The sequence below is a fragment of the Nonomuraea sp. NPDC050394 genome (assembly GCF_044459065.1).
GTDB lineage: Bacteria > Actinomycetota > Actinomycetes > Streptosporangiales > Streptosporangiaceae > Nonomuraea.
In genome coordinates this window covers 23,690-36,792 of record NZ_JBITIO010000029.1, presented here as the reverse complement: position 1 = coordinate 36,792, position 13,103 = coordinate 23,690, and the positions used below count along the sequence as shown (strand labels likewise).

At 69.1% G+C, this 13,103-nt stretch carries 18 protein-coding genes and 1 tRNA gene; 13 read left to right on the top strand and 6 right to left on the bottom strand.

Annotated elements, in window-relative coordinates; genetic code table 11:
* Positions 1–54 precede the first annotated feature (54 nt).
* Complete coding sequence (locus ACIBKY_RS53210) at positions 55–615, top strand: DUF4352 domain-containing protein (protein ID WP_397110040.1); 561 nt, start codon at positions 55–57, stop codon at positions 613–615.
* A 265-nt stretch (positions 616–880) separates the two neighbouring features.
* On the opposite strand, the gene ACIBKY_RS53205 is transcribed toward ACIBKY_RS53210, so the two are convergent.
* The gene (locus tag ACIBKY_RS53205; protein ID WP_397110039.1) at positions 881–1,468 is read right to left on the bottom strand and encodes a CHAP domain-containing protein; all 588 of its coding nucleotides are present in this window, start codon (positions 1,466–1,468) and stop codon (positions 881–883) included.
* A 439-nt stretch (positions 1,469–1,907) separates the two neighbouring features.
* Here ACIBKY_RS53205 and ACIBKY_RS53200 point away from each other — a divergent pair, with 439 nt between their 5' ends.
* Entirely contained in the window at positions 1,908–2,135 is a 228-nt protein-coding gene (locus tag ACIBKY_RS53200; RefSeq protein WP_397110037.1) for a hypothetical protein, read from the top strand.
* Between the two features lie 436 nt (positions 2,136–2,571).
* Here ACIBKY_RS53200 and ACIBKY_RS53195 read toward each other — a convergent pair whose 3' ends face one another.
* On the bottom strand, positions 2,572–3,867 hold the full coding sequence (locus ACIBKY_RS53195) for an ATP-binding protein (RefSeq protein ID WP_397110036.1): 1,296 nt from the start codon (positions 3,865–3,867) through the stop codon (positions 2,572–2,574).
* Entirely contained in the window at positions 3,864–4,541 is a 678-nt protein-coding gene (locus ACIBKY_RS53190; RefSeq protein ID WP_397110034.1) for a response regulator transcription factor, read from the bottom strand. The genes ACIBKY_RS53195 and ACIBKY_RS53190 overlap by 4 nt, the downstream gene beginning before the upstream one ends.
* Before the next feature lie 102 nt (positions 4,542–4,643).
* On the opposite strand from ACIBKY_RS53190, the gene ACIBKY_RS53185 reads away from it, so the two are divergent.
* The 3 genes from ACIBKY_RS53185 to ACIBKY_RS53175 are packed head-to-tail and all read left to right on the top strand — an operon-like array spanning position 4,644 to position 6,036.
* On the top strand, positions 4,644–5,048 hold the full coding sequence (locus tag ACIBKY_RS53185) for a hypothetical protein (protein WP_397110032.1): 405 nt from the start codon (positions 4,644–4,646) through the stop codon (positions 5,046–5,048).
* Positions 5,048–5,647, top strand: coding sequence for a TetR/AcrR family transcriptional regulator (locus tag ACIBKY_RS53180; protein ID WP_379619275.1), 600 nt, complete (start codon positions 5,048–5,050; stop codon positions 5,645–5,647). Before ACIBKY_RS53185 ends, ACIBKY_RS53180 begins: the two co-directional genes overlap by 1 nt.
* A gap of 35 nt (positions 5,648–5,682) precedes the next feature.
* Positions 5,683–6,036 carry a hypothetical protein gene (locus ACIBKY_RS53175; RefSeq protein ID WP_397110030.1) on the top strand — a complete coding sequence of 118 codons (354 nt, stop codon included), beginning with the start codon at positions 5,683–5,685 and terminating at the stop codon, positions 6,034–6,036.
* On the opposite strand, the gene ACIBKY_RS53170 is transcribed toward ACIBKY_RS53175, so the two are convergent.
* On the bottom strand, positions 6,012–6,506 hold the full coding sequence (locus ACIBKY_RS53170; RefSeq protein WP_397110028.1) for a DUF523 domain-containing protein: 495 nt from the start codon (positions 6,504–6,506) through the stop codon (positions 6,012–6,014). The genes ACIBKY_RS53175 and ACIBKY_RS53170 overlap by 25 nt on opposite strands.
* A gap of 62 nt (positions 6,507–6,568) precedes the next feature.
* Here ACIBKY_RS53170 and ACIBKY_RS53165 point away from each other — a divergent pair, with 62 nt between their 5' ends.
* The 6 genes from ACIBKY_RS53165 to ACIBKY_RS53140 all read left to right on the top strand — a co-directional run bounded on the left by ACIBKY_RS53165 (position 6,569) and on the right by ACIBKY_RS53140 (position 10,236).
* A complete protein-coding gene (locus tag ACIBKY_RS53165) occupies positions 6,569–6,931 on the top strand; it encodes a hypothetical protein (protein WP_379619281.1) in 363 nt (120 codons plus the stop codon).
* Positions 6,928–7,308 carry a hypothetical protein gene (locus ACIBKY_RS53160; protein WP_397110026.1) on the top strand — a complete coding sequence of 127 codons (381 nt, stop codon included), beginning with the start codon at positions 6,928–6,930 and terminating at the stop codon, positions 7,306–7,308. Before ACIBKY_RS53165 ends, ACIBKY_RS53160 begins: the two co-directional genes overlap by 4 nt.
* A gap of 86 nt (positions 7,309–7,394) precedes the next feature.
* On the top strand, positions 7,395–8,645 hold the full coding sequence (locus ACIBKY_RS53155; RefSeq protein WP_397110025.1) for a CynX/NimT family MFS transporter: 1,251 nt from the start codon (positions 7,395–7,397) through the stop codon (positions 8,643–8,645).
* The gene (locus ACIBKY_RS53150; RefSeq protein WP_397110023.1) at positions 8,642–9,469 is read left to right on the top strand and encodes a metal-dependent hydrolase; all 828 of its coding nucleotides are present in this window, start codon (positions 8,642–8,644) and stop codon (positions 9,467–9,469) included. The genes ACIBKY_RS53155 and ACIBKY_RS53150 overlap by 4 nt, the downstream gene beginning before the upstream one ends.
* A 33-nt stretch (positions 9,470–9,502) precedes the next feature.
* Positions 9,503–9,718: a helix-turn-helix domain-containing protein gene (locus tag ACIBKY_RS53145; RefSeq protein ID WP_379619285.1), complete on the top strand. Its 216-nt coding sequence runs from the start codon at positions 9,503–9,505 to the stop codon at positions 9,716–9,718.
* 2 nt (positions 9,719–9,720) lie between these two features.
* Positions 9,721–10,236 carry a Clp protease N-terminal domain-containing protein gene (locus tag ACIBKY_RS53140; RefSeq protein WP_397110021.1) on the top strand — a complete coding sequence of 172 codons (516 nt, stop codon included), beginning with the start codon at positions 9,721–9,723 and terminating at the stop codon, positions 10,234–10,236.
* Positions 10,237–10,682: 446 nt separating this feature from the next.
* Here the strand turns inward: ACIBKY_RS53140 and ACIBKY_RS53135 are convergent, their stop codons facing one another.
* A complete protein-coding gene (locus tag ACIBKY_RS53135) occupies positions 10,683–11,561 on the bottom strand; it encodes an RNA polymerase sigma-70 factor (RefSeq protein ID WP_397110019.1) in 879 nt (292 codons plus the stop codon).
* A 77-nt stretch (positions 11,562–11,638) separates the two neighbouring features.
* Between ACIBKY_RS53135 and ACIBKY_RS53130 the strand changes: the two genes are divergently transcribed.
* Positions 11,639–11,711, top strand: a tRNA-Ala gene (locus ACIBKY_RS53130).
* 38 nt (positions 11,712–11,749) lie between these two features.
* Complete coding sequence (locus tag ACIBKY_RS53125; protein ID WP_397110017.1) at positions 11,750–11,938, top strand: hypothetical protein; 189 nt, start codon at positions 11,750–11,752, stop codon at positions 11,936–11,938.
* Here the strand turns inward: ACIBKY_RS53125 and ACIBKY_RS53120 are convergent.
* Positions 11,923–12,579, bottom strand: coding sequence for a hypothetical protein (locus ACIBKY_RS53120; protein ID WP_397110015.1), 657 nt, complete (start codon positions 12,577–12,579; stop codon positions 11,923–11,925). The two genes, ACIBKY_RS53125 and ACIBKY_RS53120, sit on opposite strands and share 16 nt — an antisense overlap.
* Positions 12,580–13,103 lie beyond the last annotated feature (524 nt).

The window sequence follows — 13,103 nt, the reverse complement described above, 5'->3', positions numbered from 1 at the left end:
GGTCCTCAGGCCGCATACCCGACAGGCCCTCCACAGCCCTTCCAGCCGCCTCCGATGAACGGCTACGGCTATCCGCTCCCGCAGCCTCCCAAGAAGAGTCGTGCCCCGTTGTACGCGCTCCTCTTCGTGGTGGTACTCGTTATTGGCGTGGTAGGCACGGTGAGCGTCATCGCCATGAACCGTGCTGCCAAGAACGCGGCTTACGAGGAGACCACCCGCAACGGCACGATCGGCACAGCGGTACGGGATGGCGACCTCTCCTTCACCGTCACCACGGTCGAACGCAAGGACCGCGTTGGCGACACCTACATCGGCAAGGACGCGCAAGGCGAGTTCCTAATCGTGCACCTGCGAGTCCTCAACCTTGGCAAGCGGTCCGGGTCCTTCGCGGCGTCATCACAGAAGCTCGTGGTCGGTGGCCGGGAGTACAGGCCGTCCACCTCGGCAGCCATCTACCTCAAGGACTCCGGAGCGAAGCTCCTGTTCGAGCGGATCGGCGCCGGCCACTTCGTCGAAGGCGTCCTCGTCTTCGACGTGCCCAAGAGTGCGACGGATCTGACGCTTGAACTGCGCGACTCGGCGATCAACAAGGGCGCCAAGGTGACGCTGTCATGACGAATGAGCCCCTCGCCCCTCCCGAAGGAGGAGCGAGGGGCTACGCCGCTCGACGACCTATCGCTGTGACGCGGGCAGATCGCTGGCCCTGCGCCGCTCCCAGTACGGCAAGTGCAAGGCGGGCGAGCGCAAAGTGTACGTACTCACCAAGCACGCCATCCCGGTCGTGCCGCCCGTCCCCGCGGCTGTCGTGCATGTCTTGACCGCGGTACCGCGGTCAAGACATGCACGAGGGCTACGGACGCGGCCCGAGCGTCTTGACGTCTCACTTGAGCGGATCGTTGTCCTGCCTGCCGTCGCCGATCTTCAGGTGCGCGAGCTTGCGCACGATCGCCTCCAGCGGGTCCGGGTTCGGCTTGGCGGGCTTGGGTTTGGAGGGAAGGGCAGGGTGGGCGGGGCGGCCGTATCCGTAGATACGGTCTCTGCCGCGTTGCACGGTCTTGCGGTAGACGCCGTCGCGGTTGTAGTACCGGCCGTCCAACGAGCCTGAGGTGATGCCGCCAACGGTGACGATCGAGGATCGGGTCACTTCCACGACAAGTTCTACGTGGGTGCCGCCGTGAGGCCCGTAGTAGACGAAATCGCCGACCTTGGGCGTGCTGTGGAAGCGGCTCCGGGCCTTGAACCGCAGCACCCCAGCCTCGCGTCCGGCGGTGCGCGGTCCTGCCTCGGAGTTGTCCGACTGGGCCAGGCACCAGGACAGGAAGGAATGGCACCATGGGTAGCCGTACCCGTCGTGCGGGTAGCCGGAGATCTTGCCCAGCCAGCGGTTGAACTTGGTCTGGTTCGTTCCGGACTCGCGGTAGCCGATCTCCGCCTTGGCGCTGCGGATCATCGCCGACACACCGGGCATAGTCAGCCTCCTCGGATGAGGGCGATGAGGGTGAGCACCAGCGAGGCGAGCGCGTTGAGGGCGGCCAGCGAGGGGAGCGGCCAGCGTCCGCGCTCCAGCGCGCGAATGCGTGCTTGGTGGTCGGCTACCTCGGAGACGACACCGTCGACCTTGCGGTCGGTCTGGAGGCGCTGGTCGTAGATCTATCTGGACGGGGCCGAGGCCGAAGGGGTCGAGCTGCGTCACAGAGCGCTCCGAAGGGGGACTGGCGGAGGAGCGGGCGTAGGCTTTGGGGTGTCGCGGGCAAAGGCGAATGGGAAAGATCGTTACCAGCGTTGACGCTGACGCCCTGGACGGGGATGAGCCGGTTCGAGTCCGGTAGCCTGCGGCATCTACAACGGGGGCGGTCGTCCGCGGGCCCTTACCCACGCACCGCTGGACGAGGAGAGTGAGCTGGCCTGTGATCGCCGTTCGAGTCGTGCTGGCAGTGCTGATCTGCGTGGTCGTGTGCGCGGTGTGTGGTCTCGCGGCTGGCGGGGTGGCGTTCCTGGTCACGTGGGAGCCGGAGTCCGCGGTCAAGGTCGCGGTGCGCGGCGCGCTGGTTGCTGCGGCGGCCGTGGCTTTGGCGGCGGGCCGGGAGCTGTGGGCCGCCCGGCGGAAGCGTCAGGTAGGTGCGACTGACGTCTAAGCACCCGCCGAGCGGCCTCCTCAGACGGCCATCAGCCCGCTGTTACGCAGGGCTGTCTGGATCTCGAAGACCTTCGCCCGGGTCGTTACGAGGTCGGTACGGACTCGCTGCCCCCACGTGGGCGAGTAGCTGCCGGGCGCGGAGACGTCGGTTTCCAGAGAGTCCTGGTTCGCGACGGCAGCCGCCTGGGGGACGACGGTGATGGGGGGCTGATGATGCCGCCGGAGTCGACGACGTGGGGGTCGCCATCAGAGGCCACGAACAGGTGCAGGCCGACGGCGGGCGGGTCGGGGGCGGACATCGGTGGCAGGATCCATCCCTTGGACGCGGTGGTGAGCGCCTCCCTGCGACTCACCCGATGCCGGGCGTACAACCCGGCGCCGAGACCCACTACCGTGACCTGCGGTTTTCCGCGCCCCATTGAATAGAGATCTGGTTAAGGTCGGCTTAGGGGCTTTTTCAAGGCGCGAGTTCTGAGCCATACCTGAATCTGCGCGCCGCCCAGCGACGAGTGGTCCAGGCGCAGCGTGCCGCCGGTCGACTCGGCCAGGCGGCGGGCGATGTCCAGGCCCAGCCCGGTCGAACCGGCGCCGCTCGCGCCGCGCTCGATCGCGGTCTCCGGGTCCCTGATGCCGGGTCCCGCGTCGGCGATGAGGATGCCGACCGTGTCCTTGCCCTCGTGCAGGGTCACGCTGAACGCGGTGCCCTCACCGGTGTGCCGGAAGACGTTGCCCAGCAGGGCGTCCACGACGGCGCCGAGCTCGGCCGCCGGCACCGGGACGCGGACCGGCAGCGTGGCGCCGATGAGCTGCCACGGCCGCTGCTGGTCCTCCGCCAGCGCCGACCAGAACGTCAGCCGCTCCCGCAGGACCTCGGCCGCGTCGCAGAACGTGGCGGTGCGCTGCGGCCGGCGCGCCGCCGCGATGATCGCGTCCACCTCGACCTCCAGCCGGGTCAGCGCCTGCCTGCTCGCCTCGGCCTGCGGCCCGAGGTGGTCGAGGCTGAGGCGCAGGCCCGCCAGCGGGGTACGCAACCGGTGGGACAGGTCGGCGGCCATCTCCCGCTCGGCCGCCAGCAGCTGGGCGACCCGGTTGGCCATCGAGTTGAACGCCGTGGCCGCGGCCACCAGCTCCGGCGGGCCGTCGGGGTGGATGCGCTCGGCCAGGTCGCCCTCGCCGAGCGCGGTGGCCGCGCCGCCCAGCCGCCGGGCCGCGCGTACGACGCGGGCGCCCAGCCGGTCGCCGACCAGCACCGAGCCGAGCACCAGCACCACGGCCACCCCGGTCAGTACCGCCCAGGAGGAGAAGACGCCCCGGTTGAGGTCGGCGGCGGGCACGAACACCTCGATGACCGCGCTCCTGGTGCCGTCGAGGGCGACCGGGCGCAGCAGCACGTACCCGGAGGGCAGCGCGATCGTGCCGGCCTTGGTCTGCGAGGCGGCCTTGGCCACCTCGGCGGCGGGCGCGCGGGTGCTGCCGGAGGCCGGGCCGCCGCTGACGTGGATGGCCAGGTGGCCGCGGCGGCCGGCCACGGTGCGGGCCATGGCCAGGTCGAGGTCGCCGGTCCTGGTGGTCAGCGCCAGCACCGGCACCAGCGAGGAGGCCTGCCGTTCCGCGTCGGCGACCGCCCTGCTCTGCGCGGTCTCCTTGACGATCAGGGCGAGCGGCACGAGGAAGGCGAGCGCCACCATCGAGGTGACCGCCACCATGAGGACGGCCAGCGTCCGCCTCATCGCGGGGCGGAGAGCATCACGCCCACGCCGCGGACGGTGTGCAGGTACCGGGGCTTGGAGGCGCTCTCGCCGAGCTTGCGCCGCAACCAGGACAGATGCACGTCGATCGTCTGGTCGTCGCCGTAGGACTGCTGCCACACCTCGGTCAGCAGTTCCTTGCGGCCCACGACCCGGTCGGCGCGGGCGGCCAGGTAGGCGAGCAGATCGAACTCGCGGCGGGTGAGCGACAGCGGGAGGCCGTCCAGCGCCGCCTCGCGCCGGTTGACGTCGATGACCAGCCCGCCGACGCGCAGCACCTGCGGCGGCGGCGCGGACCTGGCCCGGCGCAGCACGGCCTCCAGCCGCGCGCCCAGATGGTCACCGGAGAACGGCTTGACCAGGTAGTCGTCGGCGCCGGCCTCCAGGAGCCTGACGATCTCCGCCTCGTCGTCGCGCGCGGTGGCCACGATCACGGGGACGTCGGAGATGCCGCGCACCATCCGCAGCGCCTCGGAGCCGTCGAGGTCGGGCAGCCCGAGATCCAGGATGACGGCGTCCGGCGGCCGCTGGGAGATCTCCCTGAGCGCGTCGAGCGCGCATCCGGCACTGCGCACGGCGTGGTTGCGCCGGTCGAGCTCGCGGATCATCGCCGACCGGACGAAGTCATCGTCTTCGACTACGAGTACCGTCGCCATGGCGCCTAACCGTACATAATGCAACCCATGCGGCGAACCCTTCGATATGTTGCCATGTGGTGCGGTGCGACCGCTGTGGCCATATCGGTCTCGTGGTTCGGTGTGCGGGGCGTGTTACGCGAGGAGTTCGTGGACGACGTGCGGGTCCAGCCGATGGCGGCGAACACGCTCGCCGACGGCAACGACGCGCTCCGGCCGGGGGACAGCCCGGCGCCTTCGGCGAGCAGCGCTCCTGAGACGACGCCGACGCCCACGCCCCGCCGTACCGTGAAGAAGACGCCCAAGCCACGCGGGGACGTCAGGGTGGTCACGGTGAAGGGCGGCGAGGTGGCCTTCACGATCGGCGCGGCCGGGTGCGGCCTCGTCTCGGCGACGCCCAACAGCGGATACACCGCCAAGGTGAGCAAGAACGACGGCTGGATCCGGGTAGACCTCGTGCAGGCCGAGCATGGCTCGGCGGTGTTCTGCATCGGGGCGGAGCGGCGTACCGACACCTGGGAGTACTGATGAGCAGGCAGTGGAGCCGGTCGAGCGGCACCCGGGAGGCGCTGCTGGGCACGGCCAGGAAGGTCTTCATGGCCAAGGGGTACGGCGAGGCCACCGTGGCCGACATCGTCGAGGACTCCGGGATCAGCGTGGGCAGCCTGTACCACCACTTCGGCGGCAAGCCGGGGCTGTTCCTGGCGCTGTGGGAGCAGTTCATGCGCAACCAGGAGGAACGCACCGCCAAGGCGGCCAAGGCGGTCGGCGGCACCACGGAACGTTTCCTCGCCGGCGCCCGCGCCTACCTGGAGGGCTCGTGGGAGCAGCGTGACGTGGCCCGGCTGTTCCTGGAGAGCGACGGACCGGCGGAGTTCACGACGCTGCGCAGGCAGCGTGGCTGGGACTGGATCGGCGGCAACAAGAAACTGCTCGGCCTCGCCGACAACCGGCAGAGCCACATGCTGGTCGTGCTGCTGACGACCGTGATGGGCGAGTCGGGGCGGGAGGTGGCGGCCTGCGAGTCGGAGGAGGAGGCGCGGGTGACCATCGACGCGGTGATCGCGGTGGTCCGGCGGATGCTGTCTACGGCCCCGGATGTAGCACCGGCATCATCCGAGGGATGATTCGCCCCGCGGGCCCGAGTGGCAGCGTGGGAGTCATGGGGAAGGCGCTGGGTGTGTTGGCCGTGATACTCGCGGCCGTTCTGTACGGCTTCGCGGCCCTGCACAGCGGGGTCTGGTTCGAGCAGAGGATCGTGCCCGCCGTGGTGGTCGAGACCATCTGCGGCACGGGCCTGCTGATCGGCGGCTACGGCGCGATCAGGCACCGGAGATGGGACTGGCTGGTCTACGCCTACTCCGCCGCGCTCGGAGGCGTGCTGCTGGGCGTGCTGGCCATGGCCCTCGGTCCCGGCGACGGCACCCCGCTGACCACCTGGTACCACCGGGTCATGGCGCTCGTCCTGGTCCTGGGCCTGGGCGGCGCGCTCTACGTCTCCAGGACGCGCAGGTAGCCGGCCGCCTCGGAGATGTGCTCCTCGGAGAACACCCTGATGTCGTGCAGCGCGAACAGCGCCGCCGTGACGCCGTGGCCCGGGGTGCGCCGGCCGCGGAAGGTGCCGTCGTAGATGGACAGCGATCCGCACGACGGGCTGCCCTCCTTGAGGACGGCCAGCCGTACCCCGAAGTGCTGGGCGAAGGCGAGCGCGGCCTGCGCGCCCGCGAGGAACTGCGCGGTCACGTCGTCGCCCTCGGTGGTCAGCACGCGCGCCGCGCCCGACAGCACCGCCTCGCCGCCGGCGCCGCCCTCGATCTCGGCGGCCGGACGCGGCGTGGGCAGCCCGCCCTCGACCTCGGGGCAGAAGACGACCAGCCGGCCCTCTTCGCGCCAGGCGGCCAGGTGCGCGTCGGTGCTGGTCTTGGCGCCGCCGTCGTAGCGCACCTTCCTGCCCATGAGGCACGCGCTGACCAGGATCCTCTCCACGCGGTCGATCCTATGCGGCCTGTCGCCGGGGGCGGCGGGGTGCGGCGGTAGCCTTTTGCGCGATGAACACCATCGTCGCGACCGTCGTCATCGCCCTCTCGGTCCTGCTCATGCTGGCGAGCCTGATCAGCGCGATCCGCAACCGGGCCATGGGCATGGTCCTGCTCGTCGGCTTCTGCCTGCTTGAGGTGGCCGTGCTGGTGCAGGCCGGGTTCGTGATCGCCGCGGTCGCCGGCGGCGAGGGGGAGCACGTCTCCAAGGGCACCCTCTACGGCTACCTCGGCGGCGCCGCCCTGATCCCGCCCGCCGGGGTGTTCCTGGCGCTGGCCGAGCGCAGCCGGTGGGGCTCGGGGATCCTGGCCGTGGCCGGGTTCGCGATCGCGGTGATGACCGCGCGGCTGCAGCAGATCTGGCAGGGGCAGTGAGCACGCCGCTCGGCACCGGCCCCGGGCGGGTGCTGATCGCCGTCTACGGGCTGTTCGCGCTGGCCGCGGGCGCGCGGGCGGCGGTCCAGATCATCGGGCGCTTCTCCGAGGCACCGCTGGCGTACTCGCTGTCGGCGTTCGCGGCCGCGGTCTACATCCTGCTCACGGTGGCGTTGTGGCGGGGCGCGCGGCGGCTGGCTCTGGTGTCGCTGCTGATCGAGCTCGTGGGCGTCCTGGTCGTGGGTACGGCCAGCCTGCTCGACCCGGCGGCGTTCCCGCACGACACCGTGTGGTCGGCCTATGGGCGCGGATACCTGTTCATCCCGCTCGTCCTTCCTCTGATCGGGCTCTTCTGGCTGCGCCGCCGCCCGGTGTGATCTGCGTAACGGTCAGGAATAAAGAGGTGTTTTGGGCCTGTTAGGCTGCGTGTTGATTCGTCCCATGATTGGAGGACTCTCCCCGCATGAGTGTGGCAGCCCAAGAGACCAGAGGTAGAACCGCTCCCCTCGCCTGGCTGCTCGTGCTGGGAATCGTCCTCGCGGCGCTGAATCTGCGCACCGCCGTCACCAGCGTGGGACCGCTGCTCGACCAGCTGGCGGGAAGCCTCGGCATGACGAGCGTGGGCACGGGGTTGCTCACGACCCTGCCCGTGCTCGCCTTCGCGACCGTGGGCGCCGTCACCCCGGCCATGGCCAGGAAGCTCGGTGAGCACCGCCTGCTCCTCGCCGCGCTCGTCACGCTGGGCCTCGGCCTGCTCGTGCGCAGCCTGGTCGACTCCGCACCCGTCTTCCTGCTGACCAGCGCCGTGGCGCTGTCCGGCGGCGCGGTCGGCAACGTGCTGATCCCGACACTGATCAAGCGCCACTTCCCGGCCAAGACCGGCATCATGACCACCGTCTACACCACCTCCCTGGCCGCCGGCACCATGCTGGCCGCCGCGGCCACCGTTCCGATCGAGCGGGCCGCGGGTGGCGACTGGCACGTGGCGCTGGGCGTCTGGGCGGCGCTGGCCGCCATCGCCGTCGTCCCGTGGCTGGCGCTGCTGCGCAGCGAGCCGGAAAGGACCGCGGGCACCGCGGACGCCGGGCCGAAGCGCCTGCTCAGGAGCAGGCTGGCGTGGATGGTCGCCATCTATTTCGGCACGCAGTCGATGATCGCGTACATCATGTTCGGCTGGCTCGCCACGATCCTCACCGACAGCGGCTACTCGACCTCGCAGGCCGGCGTGATCCTCGGCATCTTCACCGCCCTGAACATCCCGGTCTCCATGCTCGTGCCCGCCGTCGCCTCCCGCTTCCGCGACCAGCGGCCCGTCGTGGTCGGCCTGGTCGTCGCCTACGTCATTGGGTTCGCCGGGCTCTGGTTCGCGCCGCCCTCGACCGCGCTGGTCTGGGTGGTCTTCGTGGCCGTCGGCATGGGCTCCTTCCCGCTGGCCCTGATGATGCTGGCCCTGCGTACCCGCACGCCGGAGGCGACCGCCGCGCTGTCGGCGTTCGGCCAGAGCGCCGGGTACCTCATCGCCGGCGCCGGTCCGCTCGTCGTCGGAGTGCTGCACCAGGCGACCGGCGGGTGGGCGCTGCCGTACGCGCTGATCTTCGGGGTGCTGGTCGTGCAGCTCTTCACGGGCCTGTACGCCGGGCGCAACCGCTACCTGGAGGACGAACGGCTGCCCAAGGCGGTCGCGCGGAGCCTGCCTGAGACAATCAAGATGTGAAATCCACGCTCGTCACCTTCCCCGACGGCCAGGTCAGCGGCCGTTCAGAGATCGTCGGGACCGTGCCGGCGGGGGACCGGCACGGCCTCGTCGTCGCCGAGACGCCCTTCCATCCGCTCGACCACACCTGGCCCGACCAGCCCGCCGACCGCGGCCTGATCGGCGGCCTGCCGGTCGCCGACTGCGTGACCGCCGCGCGCTCTCCCTCCGGTGAGGTCTTCGCGGCCGCCGGCATTCCGGTACGGCGGAGCGAGGACGGATGGCAGTGGCTGGTCGTCCACGTCACCGACACGCCCCTGCCCGTCGGCGCGCAGGTGGAGCTAGAGGTGGACGCCGGGTACCGGGCGGCGCTGTCGGCCGGGCACACGGCGTGTCATCTGGCGGCGCTCGCGCTCAACGCGGCCGTAGCCGGCCTGTGGCGCAAGGCTCCCCGGCTGGACGCGCTGGGCAATCCCGACTTCGACCAGAGCGCGATCACGTCCTCGCGGATCTCCTCGTACGCGAGCGTCGATGATTACCGGCTGGGCAAGTCGTTGCGGAAGAAGGGGTTCGCCGCTGACGCGCTGGAACCCGCCGCCGTCGCCGCGTTCGTGAACGAGCGGCTCAAGGAGTGGGTGGCGGCCGATGTGCCGGTCTGGGTGGACGTGCCGGGGCCTGGGCTGACGGCTCGGCGTACCTGGCACTGCGCGCTGCCCGAAGGGGAGGCCTCGATCCCGTGCGGCGGCACGCACGTGCGGCGGACCTCGGAGCTCGGAGACGTCACGGTGGCGCTGGAACTGGGGGAGCAGTCGCTCACCATGAAAACTCGCGTCAGCATTAGCTGACAGATCCTCCTTTGTCAGCTTATGCTGACAGACATGAACGTCACCGAGCTGGCTCAGGCCGCCGCCGACCGCGACCCCGGAACCGGCCTGCAGGCCGTCGCGGCGCTGCGGACCCTGCTGGAAGAGCTCGAAGCCGTGCACGTCACCAATGCCAGGGCGCAGGGCTGGTCATGGGAGCAGGTCGCCGACGCGCTGGGCGTGCGGCGGCAGACTGCCCATCGCAAGCACGCGCGGCGGATCGGGAGGTAACCATGTTCTCGAGATTTACCGACACTGCTCGTCACGCCTTTGTCACCGCTGGAGTGCTCGCGCTGGAGGCGGGGCATGGGCGGCTGGGCACCGACATGTTGTTGCTGGCGCTGGCTGAGACCCGGCCGTTCGAGCTGGAGTCGTTCACCGCAACGGCCGCTTCTCTGCGGGAGCGGCTGGACCTGCGGGACACGCGGGCGTTGCTGGCGGGGCTGGGGATCTCTCTCGACGAGGTACGCGGGCGGACGCTGGCCGGGGTGGGGGAGTGGCGGCTGACCCGCCACCGGCTGCGGCCCCTGCATGTCGCGCTCTACGGGCCTCGCGGGGAGATCGCGTTGACCGGAGGAGCCCGGAAGGTGGTCGAGGTGGCGTTGTGGCGGCCTGGGGCCGTCACTGGGGAGAGTTTGTTGTGGGGGTTGCTGGCGGATGGGCACAACGGGGCGGCTCGGCATCTGCAGGGGGCGGGGGTGAACGTGCGGGCGTTGGCGACGGAGGTAGGCATGCCCACCCGGTCCTAACCCCTCCCACCACCGCGTGACCTGCCCACCGCGTGACCTGCCTACCGCCGCCCCTTCACAGCCCGACCCCAGTCGCTCGCTTTACACCCCTTAGCCCGACTCCGCCGTGACTCGTCCGCCTCTTCATGGCTTCGCCCGGTTCCGCCTTGGCTTATCCGCCTCGTCACGCATTGCTCGGCCCGGCCCTGACTCGTCCGCCTCTTCACGGCGCCTGGCCGCGCCTGACCCGCATGGGGCCGCCACCTCCTTTGTGGCCCCACGCGGTCACCGATCGGTCTTCGCCGACTCACCCCGACCACCACCGCACAGGCCCTTGGTGAGACCCGGGGCGGTGCGGCCCTTTGTGAGGCTGGGGGCGCGGGCCCTTCGTGAGGCCGGGGGCGCGGCCCTTGGAGTGGTCGGGACGGTGCGGTTGCCTCGCGAGGTCGTGGCGTCTGTCTGGTGCGTCAGGTGAGCCGCTGGAGCTTGTCCGGGTTGGCCATCAGGTAGATCGTCTCGATCCGCCCATCCACGACCAGCAGCGACAACACCGTGACCACGCGACCCCCCACGACCAGCACCACGGCCGGAGCGGCATTGACCTCCTCGATCCGGAGCTCCACCGCCGTATCCCCCGGCATCCCGATGGAAGCCATGAACTTCGCGATGCCGTCCGGGCTGGTGATCGACATGAGGAAGCGCGTGACGTTCTCCACGCCGAGCAGCGCACGCAGCGGCGCCCGAGCCTTCCCGCCGCCGTCGCTGACCATCGTCACGTCCTGCGACAACATGGCGATCAGATCGTCGAGATCACCGTTCATGGAGGCGTTGATGAACCGCTCGGTCATCTCCCGCCGCTCACCCCGATCCGTGGCGAACCGAGGCCGCTTCTCCTGGACATGTTCACGAGCCCGGCGAGCCAACTGCCGAGTCGCCGGCTCAGCCCGTCCGATGATCTCGGCGATCTCCGCGAACGGCATGTCGAAGGCCTCCCGCAACACGAACACGGCCCGCTCAAGCGGAGACAACGTCTCCAGCACGACCAGCATGGCCAGCTCAACGGATTCGGCCAGCTCAACATGCTCAGCCACATCCGGCGCAGTGCTGATCGGCTCAGGCAGCCAAGGCCCCACATAGGCCTCCCGCCGAGACTTGGCCCACCGCAACCGATCGATCGCCAGCCGCGAGGTAACCCGGATCAAATAGGCCTTGGGATCCTCCACAGCCGCCTGATCCACCCCGGACCAGCGCAACCACGCCTCCTGCACGACATCTTCGGCATCGGCCATGGTGCCAAGGATCCGGTAGGCGACCCCGGTCAGCAGATGGCGGTACTCCTCGAACATAGAAGGTAGACGTATCACACGGGGTTTGGCGTGACATGAGCCCCTCCAAGTTCCGATACACTTGTGCCGTACCGCAAGGGGCTATAGCGCAGCTGGTAGCGCACCTCCATGGCATGGAGGGGGTCTGGGGTTCGAGTCCCCATAGCTCCACAGGCAAGGTCTTTCACATTGGCGCGCTTCGCGCGGCGGTGGCCAGCAGCGGCGGTGTCAGTGATGACATCGCCGCTCTTGCGTTCTCCGGCGCTGGTGGCGTGTGCGTCGAGGTAGAGCCGGTGGAAGAACTCTTGGTTGAGAAGATGGCGGGTGGTGCCGTGCAGGTCGCGTGGGTCTGCAGCCATTATGCCTTGGCTATTGGTCGCATTTATGTGACCGAATAGGTGAGTCTGTAATGGCAGCCGTTGCCTTCGAAAATCGCTTGCATCACTCCCAAGCCTTTCTGGGATTCTCGGGCTGTGTGCGTTCCGAGGCTATCGTCCGGATCAATGGGTTCGGTATCTTCGTCGACCAATTCGATGCTCATGGAGTCGTGGTCAAAAGAGAAGGTCCTGGTGATGGGAACCATCTGATGTGGTCCAATCGGGGCTGCGCCCGAGTCCGGCCATGCGCGCCAGCCGTTTATCTTGATGTAAACTTCGTCTTCGCCGCTGTCCTCCGTGCGTGTGCACGCGAGTTGGATCAGATTAAGCTGGGTCATGACCGAGATCCCTTCTTGAGATGCTTGTTTCGGATCAGCTGAACGACGGTTCGGCACGCTTGCGATATAAGGGTCCAGGTAATGGTGTAGGAACGCGCGTCCCGGACCGCTCGCCCACGCGACCAGTGGTTCGATCTCTCTGGCGAAGTGCCCGACATGCATTATGATCATGCTCTGCGAGACATGACTATCGGACGGACTCGAGTAAGAAGTAATCGCCGCTTGGCCATCGCAGCCATGTGCAGGCACTCCTTTGACCAGAAGAAGGATCGACGCCGACGGCTTTATGGCGAATTCAGACCATGGTGCCGTCGGGCTTTCCACCCTCAGTCCGAGTGATCCAAGCGCGCGAACTGCCGAGCACTGACCTTGTGTAGAGACGAAGGTCCTTTGGAGTGCAAGGCCTGGGCGCCACCTCCGTGGCCAGGCCACCGACCCGCTCGGTTATCCGCAGTCGACGTGCGATCGCCGTGTTCTTCTCGCCTTGCGCGGACATCCCGGCCGCTTCGGGCCATGTCCGTTCCCGGCAATGCTGTTCCTGGGGGCTGAAGCCACGGTCCGCGCGTATCGCCGACAAAACTCATTTACGTTGGATAGAGCTCTCTAGGTGGGCGATTCAGGGGTTGGGCAACTGGAGCCCGCTCCTGGTCAGCGGTGATCCGCTTCGCTCCGCGCGTGCTTCCAGGCGGGCCGTGGCCCCACCCCTGTAGGTCCTCGCTGGTCGCGTGGCGCGCGGAGTTCACCGGATTTCGCTTCTTGGCTGCACGCGGGAGGTACGGCTCCGCCGTACTGCCCAGGCGGGTTGTCTGCTCGCTTCGCGTCCGGCTGCAGATGGCCGGACGCGAAGC